General features: G+C 62.0%; 11 protein-coding genes and 2 pseudogenes. 5 read left to right on the top strand and 8 right to left on the bottom strand.

From position 1 onward, the window contains the following. The first annotated feature begins 249 nt into the window (after positions 1-249). The 3 genes from AC07M7_RS03795 to AC07M7_RS03805 all read left to right on the top strand — a co-directional run bounded on the left by AC07M7_RS03795 (position 250) and on the right by AC07M7_RS03805 (position 2,791). Positions 250-1,182, top strand: coding sequence for an SOS response-associated peptidase family protein (locus AC07M7_RS03795; protein ID WP_495206771.1), 933 nt, complete (start codon positions 250-252; stop codon positions 1,180-1,182). 134 nt (positions 1,183-1,316) lie between these two features. Next, positions 1,317-1,877 (top strand): DUF6932 family protein, encoded by a 561-nt coding sequence (locus AC07M7_RS03800; protein WP_495206772.1) that lies wholly within the window; start codon positions 1,317-1,319, stop codon positions 1,875-1,877. Continuing rightward, entirely contained in the window at positions 1,874-2,791 is a 918-nt protein-coding gene (locus AC07M7_RS03805) for a hypothetical protein (RefSeq protein ID WP_495206773.1), read from the top strand. Before AC07M7_RS03800 ends, AC07M7_RS03805 begins: the two co-directional genes overlap by 4 nt. Before the next feature lie 862 nt (positions 2,792-3,653). Here AC07M7_RS03805 and AC07M7_RS03810 read toward each other — a convergent pair. From AC07M7_RS03810 to AC07M7_RS03840, 7 genes and pseudogenes are all read right to left on the bottom strand, one after another. After that, a pseudogene (locus AC07M7_RS03810) lies at positions 3,654-3,848 on the bottom strand (integrase); the annotation flags it as partial. Then, positions 3,830-4,150, bottom strand: a complete 321-nt coding sequence (locus tag AC07M7_RS03815; RefSeq protein ID WP_495206839.1) for a hypothetical protein — start codon at positions 4,148-4,150, stop codon at positions 3,830-3,832. The pseudogene AC07M7_RS03810 and the gene AC07M7_RS03815, both read right to left, overlap by 19 nt. A 197-nt stretch (positions 4,151-4,347) precedes the next feature. Continuing rightward, positions 4,348-4,533 (bottom strand): hypothetical protein, encoded by a 186-nt coding sequence (locus AC07M7_RS03820; RefSeq protein ID WP_495206774.1) that lies wholly within the window; start codon positions 4,531-4,533, stop codon positions 4,348-4,350. Beyond that, the gene (locus AC07M7_RS03825; protein WP_495206775.1) at positions 4,526-4,951 is read right to left on the bottom strand and encodes a hypothetical protein; all 426 of its coding nucleotides are present in this window, start codon (positions 4,949-4,951) and stop codon (positions 4,526-4,528) included. The genes AC07M7_RS03820 and AC07M7_RS03825 overlap by 8 nt, the downstream gene beginning before the upstream one ends. Before the next feature lie 85 nt (positions 4,952-5,036). Continuing rightward, a complete protein-coding gene (locus tag AC07M7_RS03830; protein ID WP_495206838.1) occupies positions 5,037-7,484 on the bottom strand; it encodes a toprim domain-containing protein in 2,448 nt (815 codons plus the stop codon). A 1,065-nt stretch (positions 7,485-8,549) separates the two neighbouring features. Further along, a pseudogene (locus tag AC07M7_RS03835) lies at positions 8,550-9,341 on the bottom strand (P2 family phage major capsid protein); the annotation flags it as partial. Positions 9,342-9,374: 33 nt separating this feature from the next. Further along, positions 9,375-10,238: a GPO family capsid scaffolding protein gene (locus tag AC07M7_RS03840; RefSeq protein WP_495206776.1), complete on the bottom strand. Its 864-nt coding sequence runs from the start codon at positions 10,236-10,238 to the stop codon at positions 9,375-9,377. Between the two features lie 154 nt (positions 10,239-10,392). On the opposite strand from AC07M7_RS03840, the gene AC07M7_RS03845 reads away from it, so the two are divergent. Beyond that, on the top strand, positions 10,393-12,150 hold the full coding sequence (locus AC07M7_RS03845; protein WP_495206777.1) for a terminase ATPase subunit family protein: 1,758 nt from the start codon (positions 10,393-10,395) through the stop codon (positions 12,148-12,150). Beyond that, complete coding sequence (locus tag AC07M7_RS03850) at positions 12,150-13,160, top strand: phage portal protein (RefSeq protein WP_495206778.1); 1,011 nt, start codon at positions 12,150-12,152, stop codon at positions 13,158-13,160. Before AC07M7_RS03845 ends, AC07M7_RS03850 begins: the two co-directional genes overlap by 1 nt. Positions 13,161-13,244: 84 nt before the next feature. On the opposite strand, the gene AC07M7_RS03855 is transcribed toward AC07M7_RS03850, so the two are convergent. Further along, entirely contained in the window at positions 13,245-14,765 is a 1,521-nt protein-coding gene (locus AC07M7_RS03855) for an N-acetylmuramoyl-L-alanine amidase (RefSeq protein WP_495206779.1), read from the bottom strand. Positions 14,766-15,170 lie beyond the last annotated feature (405 nt).

The following is a 15,170-nucleotide window of genomic DNA, read 5'->3' on the forward strand; positions in this document are numbered from 1 at the left end:
TCGGTTGGCAGCTTGTACTTCAGACTCGATCCAACAGCGCCCTCCTTGGGTGATGCGATGTCTGTGGCAGCAGGCAGCTCAACCCGGGGCGCGTGAGCAGCGCCGCGCCGGTACAGGGGCGAGTCAAGCTCGGCTCGCCCTCACTGGACTTGCAGCAGCAAGCCCTCCTGGTTGTTCCGCGGCGTGTTCGGTTGACGCCGTAGGCCTCCATCACGCAGCCCCAACGGCAGGTGCGGCCAGATGGCGCCGATGTGCTACTCCGCCCAGATCACCGCCGCCTACCAGAAGCTGGTCCGGATGACCGGCGCCACGCTGTCGCTGCAGGAGTTTGCGGCGCTCTACGCCCACGATCCGGGGAAGAAGCGGCCCAAGACCCCAAAGGCGATGGATGACGCCTTCCGGGCGGGAGCGAGTCCGGCGGAGCTGGCAGTGTGGGCCGAGGTCGAGCAGTGGAACCGGGCCGAGGCCGCGGTGCTGGAACAGGAGCTGTTCGCCAACCGGAAGCGCCTGGCCGACGCCGAGCGCGCGCTGCAGGTGAAGGAGACGAAGAAGGCCCGGGAAGACGTGCGCATCGCCGGCAACAAGATCGATCGCGCCCTGGCCAAGTTGGCCGACCTGAAGCGCGCCGAGCCGAAGGACCGCGATAGCCGCATCTTCCCCGGCGTGTATGCCCCGGTGATCGTCTCCGAGGGCGGCAAGCTGGTGATCAGGCCCATGCGCTACCAATGCCGGCTCGCCGGGAAGCCGGCCAACTACGATCAGCGCTTCCCGGGCACCTACAACGCCCGCCGAGACAGCCTGGAGAAGTTCTGGGCACCGGCCTTCGGCCACACCCACGGGCTGATGGTGGTCGATACCTTCTACGAGAACGTGGAGGGGCCGGACGGCAAGAACCAGGTGGTGCAGTTCACCCCGCGCACCGGTGAGCCGATGCTGGTGGCCTGCCTGTGGTCGCACTGGAAGGATCCAGCCGGCAAGGAACCGGATCTGTTGTCGTTCGCCGCCATCACCGACGACCCGGAGCCCGAGGTGGCCGCTGCAGGCCACGACCGGACCATCATCAACATCAAGCCCGAGCACGTGGACGCTTGGCTTAACCCGAATCCGGCCGACCTGGCTGCGCTGTACCGGATCTTTGACGACAAGCGGCACCCGTTCTACGAGCACCGCCTCGCAGCGTAGACGAGATTGCCGAGGCTGTCTCAACATCTGCGAAGACCCTTGGTTAGCATTCTTGCTAAGTGAAGCGGTTGCCGCATTCAGAGACTTGGCTTAACGTTCGGGCTTGCGCACATGCTCAGACACCGGATGTCGTGATGGCCGTACCAAGTTGGAATGCCGCGGGTCTTCTTCCTCCCATCGACCTGAATGACCCTGTTTCCAGGTTGCGATCCCCGTACCTTGTTGGTGTCGTGGATTTTGTGGCGGGTCTTGCTACGACTGAAGAGCGGCGAGTAATCGTTGATGGTTTCCTTCGATACCGGGCAGGTCTTCACGCGTTGGGTTTCGTAGATGGGTTCCAATGGGTGAACGGCAGCTTCTGCATGAACGTGGAAACCCTCGAAGGGCGCCCACCAGGTGATATTGACGTGGTCACATTCCTCCATGCACCGGCGAATATGGATCGCGCTGCGGTGGTGGCGAACAACCCGCAGTTCTTCTTTAGCCCTTTGGCTAAGGCGCAGTTTCACTGCGATGCATATGTGGTGGACTTTGGAGGCAAACCGGAGTCGGTGGCCAATCTAGCGGCCTACTGGTCTAGCGTATGGGGTCATACGCGAGTTGGGACTTGGAAAGGCTTCCTGCAGATCCCGCTAAATCCAGATCTCGATGAGCGCGCCGTAAACCTGCTGAACGGCAACGAGGTGGCCGCGTGAGAGCATTTGAGCGGGCTTCAGTAAAAAGCGAGATCGCGGAGGTCAATAGGCTTCTGCAATCTGTCGGTCAGGACGATGTCTTTTCGAGGGTGGGACTAGAGTACCGATTGCGGGAGCTCTATGAGAGGCTCGAAGATGACCCAGGTAGTCACTTCCAATCTCGACTGACCTTTAAGGGTGCGCCGGTTGTCGGCAGCTACGGCATTTCAGTGTCGTTCGGCGCCAAGGCAATGTCGGCATTCTCTGATGCTGTATCGGCAGTGGGAGCATCGCTTCGCGGAATCTTGGCTGATCATGGTCCACTGCCTGATCGTCCGGACTTCGAGATGCTGATCACGGGCACTGCCGTCGGTTCCTTCGGATTCGAGTTGGAGGGTCGTAACCGCGAGCTAGTTGAGGGGGGCACTGTGCAAGAAGCGGTAGATCGTGCGCAGCTCTTGCTCGAGGCTTCGTCCCTTGAAGCAGACGACGCACTGGCGGAGGCTGCTGTTGACCTTGATCGTCGTGCGATCGCCAAGGTGCGTGCATTCGCCGAAGTACTCATGCAAAGCGGGGCACTCTGCACGCTTGCAACGACGCAAAGGACGTTCAGCTTTAGCAACCTTCAACAGGTTGCTCGAAGTGTTGAGCGGTTGGAGGACGACAACATAGTTGAGCAGGAAGATGCTGTCGAAGGTGTGCTTATTGGGGTCTTGCCAGTCACGCGCACATTCGAGGTTCGACTGCCTGGCGGCGAGGTCATTCGTGGGAAGGTGGATCGTTCCGTAGGGGAACTTGATACCCTGCACGAGAATGGTCACCGGCGCTGCAGAGTCCGTGTGCGCACGACCCAGGTGGGAGGGGGTAGACCGAAGTACCTGTTCATCGGGCGACCGGAGTTCATTGACGAGATGGGGCTCTTGGGTGATGAGTAACCGACAACGAGCCGGGGGCGCATTGGTGTAACGGCCGGAAGCTGGCGGTGTAGGGAGAACCCCGAACGTCAGTGGGTGAATGCCCGATAGTGCCCAGCCGCCGGCACTGGCATTGTGCCTGTGCCGGATCCGGGGCCGCAGGCAGCTCAACCCGGGGGCGCTTGAGCAGCGCCGCGCCGGCACCATTCCGAACGATTCAGGCAGGTCGCTACCGCGTTCGCAGGATCTGCGACTGCCGGTCGTATTCTCCCGGCCATGCCGCTCCCTGCCGACTTCTACTGGACGACCAGGTCAGCCAGCCACCCGGATGACCCCCTGACCGTGATCGCCTGCCACGGGGTGTGGGTGGTGGCCATGGCCAAACGCGTAGGCGACGGGATCTGGATTGCCTCTCTTGACCGGCATCGGCATGGCCCTGGCGGACCGTTCCGCTGGTGCACCAGCTACGAGCAGGGCCGGGCAGGGGCCGAGCTGTGGGTGGCCCGGCACGAGGCTAGGCTGCGGGAGGACGTGGGTATGATACTGGCGTGGCAGGAGAAGGTCCGGGGCAACCGGCTGGCCAAGGCCGACCAGGATCCGCCATTCGGATGGATGGGGTGAGCCTTGGAGAGGCTGCTGACTGGCGCCGGAAATCCGTTCCGCAAAATTCGCGAGTCCCTTGTGGCTCAAGGATTTCAACTGTCGGTTTTGAGCATCGGTGCGGAACGAATAGATGCGTAAGTAGTTGAAATGCATGATGTTGTCGCGTGACTTTTAATCTTTTGGTCGAAGGTTCGAATCCTTCACGGCCCACCAATTGCATCAACGACTTAGGCGCCCTTGCGGCGCCTTTTTCGTGTCTCCGGAAAAATTGCCGGAAAAATTACGTGGTTCCACGCTCAAGTGCGTTCCTCCTGCCGGGCGGTTGAACCACCGGCAGTTCATGGTCGTAGCGCTGCCGCATCGTTTCGGTAACGTGGCCGCCTGCAGCTTTGTTGTCGCCGTCCGTGATGCCCCGGTGTTTGAGGCCGTGCAGTGCGAAGCGCTCGCTCTTGCAGATCACCCCGACGCGAATCGCTTCGGTACCGCCGTCGCCGAGTATCCGGGTGTCGTGCGGTACGCGTATAGCGCCGCCGGCTGCATCTTTCGACTGAAGTAGCCCATGCCGGCGGCGTCTTCCAACCACCACCCGAACGCATCACCCTCCAGGGCGCAGGCAGTGCCGTGAGCAGATGCTGTCAGCGCGGCCGCAACAGCGGCGATGTACGCGCCCTGGCCAAAGGGGCTGGTGCCGGCCAGGATGTCGCCGGCCACGTGAGGCAGGCCGGCGTTCTCGAACTCAGCGGCGAGGAACCGGCGGGCGCCGTCGATATCAACCATGGGATTCCTCCCAACCGGTGAGCGTGAATGAGGCGCCGCAGTTCCGGCACTCGTAGTCGCGGGACGGGCCGTTGTGGTCCGAATAGTCGCCGTCCTCTCGGGTGTACGTCCGCACCGAAGCGGGAACGTTCGTGAAGCCGAGGGCACCCTTTTGGCCGCAGTCCGGGCAGTGCCTGGCGGGGTCGAGGATCATCAGTTCAGGCATGGGTCACCCCCCGGCGCACGGCCATGGCAGCGCGCCGGCGCAGCGGCTGCGGGATCTGGCCCACGGCCAAACCGCTATGACGACGCCGAGGCGGGCGCGTCTGCCACATCTTGAGCAGGGTGGCGCCGGCGACCGGCAGCAGCACGCACATGGCCAGCAGGGCGACGAAATCAGCCATTGGCCACCTCCTGCGCGGCCTGCGCTACGGCAGCGGCCGTGGCCCGCTTGCCGGGCAGCATGTTGGCCACTTTGTAGGGGAAAGGCACGCGGTTGGCCAGGTCGGCAAGCTCGGGCGAAATCCAGCTGGTTTCGTCTTTGAAGTCGGTTCCCTTCACCAGCTCCCAACCCTTCCTGCTCCCTTTCCGGCGCTCGAACACGCACTGCGCGATCTTGGCCGGTCCCATGTTCAGCATCGCCGTGGCGATCACCCGGTTGTGGGTGACGTGGAGCGTGATCGTTGCGCTCGCGTCGGAATCTCCGCTGTCAGTAGCATTCACACAGTTATGCACACCCGTGATAGCCTCCGCTCCGGGTCCGGTGCTGGAATCCAGCGACTTTGCGAGGGTGGTCATGGCTTTGCCTGTCATCTGTTGCATGGTTCTCTCCTGAACTTCGTTGGTGGATGGCCTTGGGGGCGGTGTTGGCGCACTCCCCGCCGGGCCTTTGTTGTTGCTGCGGGTCTTACTTCTGAAACACCCAGCACTTCACGGTTGTGCTGGCCGTTTGAGTGCAACGGATCGCGCTGTTTACGGCGGTATTGGCGCTGATGAACTTGTGGCGCTTCGACTCGACCAGCAGCCTGCGCAGATCGCCAATGTCAGGCACCTGCTGGCCGAAGTAGCCGGCCTTCTGAATGAACTCGTTGAGGTTGATGGCGATACGGTTTTCATCGCGCGAATGGTTCAGCACGGTTCGCTTGTCGCCACTGGCCTGCATCTCGATGTACTCGAACGCATCCCAGAACTCGGACACGATGCGGTGGTCGGCGCCGATGGCGTCCTGACGCTGCATGGCCATCTTGACCAGGGCGTCTCGGGTTTCGCGCACCATGTGCTCCGGCAGTTCGACCACCAGCCGCAGCGCATCGAGCAGGGCCAGCATCTGTGCGTGGTTCTTGATGATGCGCTCTACGCGCAGTTCCTTGTCCTCGCGCAGTCGGGATTCGTAGAACTTCACGCGCTCGGCGAACTTCTCCATAACGGCGGTTTCCGCCTTGAGCGCTGCGAGCAGGAAGTAACTCAATTTCTCGACCGGCAGTGCGTTGAGGTTGTCGGCGGCCTGCCGACTCTCAGTGGTCGCATTGGGCTTCTTGAAATGCAGCTTGACGATGCGCGTCAAGATGGCCTCGCTGCCGTCAACGGGCGCGTTCTGGCTGATGACGATGGTTCCCTGAAAGGGCGGCTCGTAGGTTTCGTTGCCACCGTTGCGCACGCCGCGCGTGGCCAAGGTGCCGCCGCCGTAGTAGTCCTTCAGTTCGTCCCACTCGAACGACTTGGCATGTGCCTTATCGCCGCTGTCGCTCCGGTCGGCTTCCAGCAGCACGATGGGCATCCCGGAAATCTGTCCCATGGCGCGGGCGCGGCCGGCCTTGGTGGACTTGGCCGGGTCGAAACCTTCATGGTCGGCGCGGGCCAGTAGCTTCCACAGGAAGTTGAGCAGCGTGGTCTTGCCCGCGCCGGCCTCGCCCGTGGCTTCCAAGAACGGGAACGACTTGTGACTGCTGCGGATCTGATTGGCGTACAGCGAGCCGAACCAGAACGTGAGGGCCACAATTCCATGCGTGCCGAAGCACGTCCAGAGCCAGCCAAGCCATTCGGCGGAGTTGTTTTCGTGATCGCGTTGAATGTCCATTCGAATTGACCTCTGTGTGGTTTTGATGCGCAGCTTGTTGAACTCGAAATAGTCCTCGGCATTGGCGAGGGTCACCTCGCCGGCACGCACGGCCAGGTCGGGGAAGATGTACGCCTTGTGGTCGGGGCTGTAGCCGACGAAATCGACGGTGTCGACCTTTTTGATGTTGAACAGCTGGTCTTCCATCATCCGGTCCAGCTGCTGGCCGCTGCCGCTGAACACTGCGCCCTGCGCAAGGCTGATGATTCGCTTCTTGAACTCAGTAGCGCTGGCCACCTGTGCGCCGGTGAACGTGCCCTTGACCGACGGTGCGTCGTGCGGGAAGTCAACGCGGAAGTAGTACCAGCTTTCGTCCGTTGCTTCGTGGCGCTGGAAATAGAGGGCTTCGGGGTAGCAGTTGGCCATCTGCTGCACCGATGCACAGGCGCGCTGGATCTTGGCGACAGCCTCATCGCTCAACGTGCCTTCTTCGTCGTCGGGGTTCTTCTCCCGCATCATCTTGTCGAAGCGCACGGCATCGAACTCGAACCAGAACAGACGCGAGGCGAACTCGATATAGAACTCGGTCTTCTGCTCGCGCTGGTAGATGACCAGTCCCTTATCCACGGCCGTGCGCGCCATCAGCACGGCACCGTTGTGGCGTGCCAGGTCGAGGTCTGCCTGCCACTGCGCGTCGCCGTCCTCCGCCGCCTGCGCGCGCAGGTGCAGATCGTTCCAGTCGGTCTTCTTCTCGCCCACCTGTTCGATCTGCGCGGCCAAGCACCGATATCCCAGCTTCTCGGCCCGGCGGGCGTGCTTGACGGTGTAAGCGCGTGCGCCCGGCTCGTTGTCCAGCCCCCACACCAGCACCGGCAGATCGCCGGGGCGCGCGGCTTTCAGTTCCTTGAGGGACAGTTCGGGATAGGCGTTGCTAGACATGGCGGCGACTGCGCAGATACCGCGCTGCAGGAGCGCGATGGCGTCGAAGATGCCCTCCACGATCCACACCTCGCGGGCGGTGCGAAGTTTGTCCTGTGCTGCGGCGCCCCACCACACCCCGGCGTAGCTCTCGCCTGGCGCAAACCGGGCCTTCTGTTTACCAAAGCGGTGCGGCCGATCGATCAGCCGCTCCCACCAGCCGCCCTTGACCAGCGGGAAGCGTACAGTGGCTGTGCCCTCGCGCTTGGTGCGGTCGTAATAGGTCTCCTGCATATACAGGCCGCGCAGCGGCGCTACGTTGAATCCGCGGCCGGTGGCCAGCCAAGCACTTCCGTCCTGGGTGCGGGGCGCGAATGCCACCCGAGCGGCAACGTCAGTGGCCGATCCGGCGCCAATCTCGCTCAGCGTCCACCCGAAGTTCACGCCACCATTTACATCCTTGGTGGTGTTCCCGATGGTCACCTTGCGGGAGGCGCCCCATGCCGTGCTCACGATGTTGGCAGAGCCATCGAACGCGGTGCCATTGATCGTGCGCGGTGCCGCGAGCCTGCTGGCTGTGTCGGCGTTGCCCGTCAGCTTGCCCCGGAATTCGGCCGCATAGACCCAGCTTCCGGTCGGGTTCAACACAATCTTGTTGGGATTGGCGACGTTCGTCAGGCGGAATTCCTTACCGCCGGTAATGTCGTGCAACTCCAGCCCGGTCTGTCCCTCCGTCCCGCCTTGCTTGAACTGCCAAGGGCGTTCCGAGTACAGCTCGCACAGCACCTTTCCGTCGCCCGAGCCGGTTCCGATTCGGGCTCCAGCCATCTCCGTGAATCCGTTCTTGTAAACGGCCAGCTGCCCGGCGGCGTTGGCGGAGCCATTGGGGCGCAGGTAGACATACCCTCCCGACTCACCCGTCGGCCCCGCCCCTGCGGCGAGCACAACACTGCCAGTATCCGTTCCACGCAAGCTGCCACCGCCGAATCCGAGGTCGACGGTTTGATCGCTGGGCAGGTAGAGGCCCAGGGCAAAGGTCTGACGACGGCCCCAGCGATTCTCGGTTGCCTCAACCAGGCGCCGCAGGTCGCCCATATAGGCAATGGGCTGAGCGGTTGCGTAGACGATCCCCTGTGGCTCGGCAGTGACGAACGTGCCAGGGCCGTGGTACGTCGCTCCGGTAGCGTTGACCACGCGCACGGCGTGGCCTTGGTTGTACTCGCGCTGCTGCAGCCACAGCTCGACACCTGTGGACTTGCCTGCAGCATCGGCGGTCAGCACAAGGCCGATGCGGCTGGGCCGGTCCAGCGAAGAGTCGGCTCCTATGCGGGTGTGCTGCACCATGCCATCGACAACCGCCTGCGTAAGCACAGTGGTGGTATCGCTGAACGTGCGGGTAGACGCAGCGATCTGCTCCCAAGCGTAGCGCGGGCTGCCGATGGCGCCATCCACCGGCATATCCGCCGTGGGCGCCATCAACTGCACGCGGTGCACGCCATCGACGTGCAGGGCCGAGTAGAGCGCCGACAGCGGCACGTCGCGGCCCAGGCGCTGTGTCTGCTGCAGGAAGAGCGTCACGCGGCGACGCGCCTCGGCCAGCACCAGGGCGCTGTCAGGGCCGTTGAAGGTGACCAGCCGTGCGCGGATCTCGAACGGCTTCACGGTGGCCGGAGCCACGGTGACGTAGTCGGTCAGCGGGCGCACGTTGTCGTTGAGCAGCGCGGCCTCGACGGTCTTCAACAGATCGGCCGACGGGGTGCCGTTGGTGGAGCGGTCGGTGGTTGGGGCAATGCTGGTGCCGTTGAGTCCGACCATAATGCGGTCCAGTGCCTGGCGCTGGATGATCGCGTCGCGCAGCACCGTCTGGAAGTTCTTCTGACGCGCCCATGCGTCGAGGCGAGCGTAGGGGATTGCGGTGTCGTAGTTGGTCTGCGAGCACTCGTAGCCGGTCTTGTCGAGCGCGGTCACATCCGCCGGCTCGCGCTTGCCGCTGCCGCTGGTGTCGGTGCGGCCGGCGATGGTGCCGCTCACGCCCACGCCGATCTTCTCGCCCTTGAGGTCGATCACGCCGGGCATGTTGATGGCGGACAGGAATGCGCTGCTCTCCTGAATGCGCTGCTCGATGGTCTGTTGCACGCTCGGCTCGACCGAGAACGACAGGGCGGCAGATTCGATGTTGTTCAGTTCCGCCACGCGGCGGGTGAACTGGTTGAACTGTGTGCGGGTTTCGGTACGCATAGCGTTGCTCCGTTAATAGGGGGCCGGTAGGTATCAGCAGTCGGTGGCGTCGCCGACGCTACGACCGGGGCCGGAAATCGGCTGGCGCTGTTTGAACGTCTGCGGGGTGTCATCGAGCGTCTTGCGCACGGTGGCCACCTGTGCGGTGAGGTTCTGGACCTTGGTGACCAGGTTGCGGTTCTCTTCGGCCAGCTGCTCGATGCGTTCGTCCTGCGCGTTGAAAGTCGCCAGCAGCTGTTCGGCAAACTTGGCGGCGTCGGGCGCGGTGTCTTCCTTCGGTTCCGGTGCCGGCTTGGGCAGCAGCCCAAGGCCAGAGAGCAGGATGGCCATCTTGCTCGGGCGCGCGGCCGGCTGATCGACCTCATCGAAGGTGATCTCCGTCTCTTCCATCGCCGTGAACAGGTTTTCCGGGGACTGCTTGCGATGGGCGAGCGGGCTGCTCTCCGGATGCTGTGCCGCGAAGGCCAGCATTTCCGTGCCCAGGCTCGCCGGGGTGTCGGTCACCGCCAGGCCCTGCAGGTACGCCTTGCCGGTGTCGGCGAACTTCGGCGCAATCTCGATGCTGGTGTAGAGCTTTTGCTTGTCGTTGTTGACCATGGCCACCAGGGCGTCGGTCGGCTCGATCTGGGCGAACAGGGCGAGCTTCTTCACGCCGCCGACTTCGACCTCTTCGGCCTTCACAGCCAGGACGTCGCCGAACGCCTTGAACGGGCCATCCGGCATCAAGCTGCGCATGTGTTCCACCCAGATGCGGGCGCCGTACAGCTGCGGATCGTAGGACGCTGCCATATCGGTGATGTGCTGACGCTCGATCACACGGCCGTCAGTGGTTGCGCCCTCGACGGCGACGCGGAAGAACTTGGAACGCAGCTTCTTTTTGTCGGTCTTACCGGCCATTTCGCCCTCTGCTGGTGTCAGTGCGCATCGGTTCTCGATGCGATGACCCATGGTCGAATGAGGGCGAAGTTGCAGCAACGCGTGGAGCGTGTAAGCACCTGTATTACTAGGGTTTTCCGTGTTGCGCGCGCGTGGCGACGGGCAACCTGTTCACGTGACCAGCGTAGCCGAAAAACTCCACGTCGATCCACGACGCCAAGCCAAGTTCCTGTACTGGATGGGCTGGCGCGTGTGCGACATCGCCAGCCTGATCGGCGAGAAAGAGAAGACGATCCACAGCTGGAAGGCGCGCGACGAATGGGACCGCGCCGACGCTGTGGAGCGCATTGGTGGCGCTCTGGAAGCGCGGTTGGCGATCCTGATCCACAAGGAAGGGAAGACCGGCGGCGACTTCAAGGAAATCGACCTGCTGCACCGCCAGCTTGAGCGGCAGGCTCGTATCCAGCGATACCAGGGCGGTGGCAACGAGGGTGATCTGAATCCTGCGGTGGCCAACCGCAACGCCGCACCGAAGAAGAAGGCGCGCAAGAACGAGTTCAGTCAGGAAGAGATCGAGCGCCTGCAGACGGCGTTCGTGGACGGCTGCTTCGACTACCAACGAGATTGGTATCGGGCTGGGAACGAACGCACGCGGGTGATCCTGAAATCCCGCCAGATCGGCGCCACCTACTACTTCGCGCGCGAGGCGCTCATTGATGCGCTGACCACCGGCCGCAATCAAATCTTCCTCAGTGCTTCAAAGAGCCAAGCCCATATCTTCTTGGGCTACATGCGCGGCTTTGTGCGTGAGGTGCTGGACCGCGATCTGACCGGGGATCCGATCACCCTGGCCAACGGCGCCGAGCTGTTCTTCCTCGGGACGAACGCCCGCACCGCACAGGGCTACCACGGCAATTTCTACTTCGACGAATTCTTCTGGACCCACGGCTTTAACCAGCTGAACAAGGTTGCCAGCGGCATGGCGATGCACAAGAAGTGGCGAAAGACCTACTTCAGCACGCCATCCACCATGGCGCACGAAGCATTCGACTTCTGGACCGGCGACCGCTTCAACAAGGGGCGCCCGGTGTCCCAGCAGATCCAGATGGATGTGAGCCACGCGCGGCTGATGGGCGGGCGCCGGTGTGAAGACGCCATGTGGCGCCAGATCGTGACCGTTCTGGATGCGGCAGGCCGAGGCTGCGACCTGTTCGATATTGAGGAACTACGCCGCGACTACAGCGCCGAGGAATTCGCCAATCTGCTGATGTGCGAGTTCGTGGACGACAGCGCCAGCATCTTCCCGCTCACGATGCTGCAGCCGTGCCAGGTCGACAGCTGGGTGGAGTGGGCCGACGACTTCAAGCCTCTGGCCATTCGCCCCTACGGCGACCGCGCGGTGTGGATCGGGTATGACCCGGCCGAGACAGGCGACAGCGCCGGCATCGTAGTGGTCGCGCCGCCGCAGGTGCCCGGCGGCAAGTTCCGCGTGCTGGAACGCCATCAGTTCAAGGGCATGGACTTTGCGGCGCAGGCTGCTTTCATCCAGCAGATCACCCTGCGGTATTGGGTGACCTATATCGGCATCGACGCAACCGGCATGGGCACGGGCGTGGCCCAGCTGGTGCGCCAGTTCTTCCCCGGCTTGACGATCTTCAACTACTCCCCCGAGGTGAAGACCCGGCTGGTGTTGAAGGCGTTCGATGTCATCAAGAACGAGCGTCTGGAATACGACGCAGGCTGGACGGACATCACGCAGTCGCTGCTGGCGATCCAGAAAACCATTACCCCGAGCGGGCGCCAGGTGACCTACACCGCCGGCCGCTCGCGCGCCACAGGCCACGCCGATCTGGCGTGGGCACTCATGCACGCACTGCAGAACGAACCGCTTGAAGGCGGCGCCGCTGCGCGCGGCTCCATGGAGATTTTCTGATGACTGACCCTGACCAGGGCGCTACCGCGACCGCGCCTGCCGGCGTCGAGGCGTTCACCTTTGGTGACCCTACGCCAGTGCTGGACTCGCGCGGCATCCTCGACTACCTCGAATGCTGGCGTAACGGTCGCTACTTCGAACCGCCGGTGGATCTGCATGGGTTGTCTCGCACCACTCGCGCCAATCCCTATCTGCACAGCGGGTTGACCTTCAAGCGGAACATGCTGGTCAGCACGTACCGCCCGCACAAGCTGCTCAGCCGCGAGGCGTTCGCACAGCTGGCGTTGGACTACATCACCTTCGGCATGGCCTACGTTGAGCGCCGCCGCGCTATGTCCGGTGTCAATCACTCCCTGGCGGTGCCGCTGGCGAAGTACATGCGCCGAGGCGTGGAGCCCGGCGAGTTCTTCCAGATCCGCGCCGGTCAGATCGAGCATGAGTTCACTCGCGGCGATGTGTTCCAGCTACGCGAGGCCGATGTTGACCAGGAGATTTACGGGCTACCGGAATGGATGCCGGCTGTTCAGTCGGCCCTGCTGAACGAATCGGCGACGCTGTTCCGCCGGAAGTATTACAACAATGGTTCGCACGCGGGTTTCATTCTGTACCTGACCGACTCCCTGACCGAGAAAGACGATGTGGACGGCATCCGTAACGCGCTGCGCGAGTCGCGCGGCCCGGGCAATTTCCGCAACCTGTTCCTGCACTCGCCGGGCGGGAGCAAAGATGGATTGAAGCTGATTCCAGTGAGTGAAGTTGCGGCAAAGGATGAATTCACCGGCATCAAGAGCGTGACCCGCGACGACATGCTCGCGTCCCTTCGGACCCCGCCGCAGCTACTTGGCATCGTGCCGCAGAACAGTGGTGGGTTTGGCTCGATCCGCGAGGCGGCGACCGTGTGGACTGCGATGGAACTGTCACCCCTGCAGACGCGGCTGACCGCGCTCAACGAATGGCTGGGCGATGAGGTGATCCGCTTCAACCCCTTTGAGCTGGGAGCAACAGCGTGATGGATCAGCTACGGAGATAGAGCGGCCTCGTGCGAGGCCGCGGGAATAATTCAGGGGAACTCAGTTTGTTGAGGTGGCAGTGTGCTAAGTGCAAGTAATTGAGCTGCGCACCAAGGGACTCTTCACTCCGTCGCTATCTTCCAGATAGCGATCGACGACGATGACACTGCCTGGAACTGGATAAGCGTTGGTGCATCTGGCCGTTGCATTCAGCGTGTCTGGGGTCGCGCTAGGAGATGCGTACTGCTCGGACCTCTGGTTACAGCTATATTCTGGGGGGCAGGTCACAATTTTGGTGCGCAGATAGAGAGGATAAGTTGGGGTCCCCGAGATCTGCACGGTGTAGGGAATGTCGGTGAGATGTGGCCCACTGACGGGTGGTGCGCTCTTGATCGTCAGTGGCCGGCAGTCCGTTTCGCCTTTCTTGTATGTGCGATAGCCCTTCTCAACGCCACGGGCGGCCAAGGATTGGAACTTGCTGTCCTGAAGTGCCACTGCATCTTCGGTATTGGTATGGAAGCCGAACTCGATCAGCGCGGTCGGCATATCTGCGTCGCGAACTTCGGCTTTATCATTGGCTTCAACAAGACCAGGGCGGATAAGGTAGCTGGAGTAGTTATCCGACGAGTTGATCAGTTCCTTCATGTAGCAGGCGATGTTGCTGGCAAGCTGAGCAGACTGTGGATCGGCCAACTTTGTCATCACGATAGCGCCACGCGCGGTCGGGCCAGCTCCATTGGTATGAAAGGAAATGAACGTCTCGGCATTGATGTGGTTGGCGTACTCGGGACGAGCGACCAGATCTTCGTCGTAATCACGCAGGGCGGGGCCTGACGGATTGCCGTTCGGGAAACGATTCCAGATGTTAGCGCCCTGATCCGGAAGAATCCGCTTTAGGTAGTAGCGGGCTGCAAGTTCCGACCACTGTAGGTTGCTCGTGGTGTCTATGCCCGCCTCATTTATTGCCCTTGTATAGCGGATATCAGTGGCGTAGGCGCGGCTTCTAGCACCAAGAAAGCTGCCGACCTGGGCAGCATAGTTGGGGGTAATGAAGTCTTCGTGGATGTTGGTAGTGCCGGCGTAGGGCTCTGGGCGCTGGTACTCCCATGTATTCTTGCCGTGGTGGAAGTACTTCCCATGGCCAGGGTTCAACACAACGAGGCCCTGTACAGGGGCAGCGGCTGCCGCCCGTTGACTGAGCTTGGGGCTAGTCTGCTTTCTGGACTGTGATGGAAAGAGCTCTTCCATCGTCTTGCCACCCACCCGAGCACGGACGAACTTGTAATCAACAACTCCAGTGAGGTAGTCGCCCAGCTCCATGCTGACCTCTCTGATCTTCGCACCTAGGTCTTCGCCGAATTCGGTTGTTCCCTTGGGGAGATAGCCTGCGTCCAAGTCAATCCAGATGATTCCGGTGCTGGGTTCGGGTGTGACTCTAACGATGACGCGAGCTTCTTGGCCTGGCAGGCGCTCTTGCTTATCAACAAATCGCTGCAGTTCGGGCTCAAGCTGATGAAAGATTGTCGTGCTCTGAGCCACTGTAGGTAATGGCTGCTTGTTTTGCGGTTGCGCTGGTTGGGCATCGGCATTTGTTGCAAATGCCATAGCTAGAAGCAGTCCTGCGGTTACAGCGGTGGTTACCTTAGTCCGAGTTAACATCACGCACCTCCTATGCAAATGGATTCCCCTAGCCCGAACTTATCAGCAATGCGGTGCGCATGGGAAATCTGAGTTGGTTCACTATGTGTCTCGGCGGAACATGAGGAATACAATTGTGAACGTGTAAATGGATCGCGGCGGCCACGCTGCAGCTGCCTGACGATGACAGGCGAAGAAAACACTTCTCAAATCCGACGTGCGTCGCCCCACAACACAGCCCACCACAAGCCGCCTACAGGCGGCTTTCTTGTATCCGGACTTCAGCCAACGTTCCGGTCTTGGCCGCGTGGCAAACTGTTGCTTGCGGCCAATGGTGTCACTCCCAATGCTTCCATGCTGGGCATTGGAATA

This window comes from Stenotrophomonas sp. GW821-FHT09E08 (genome assembly GCF_059416125.1).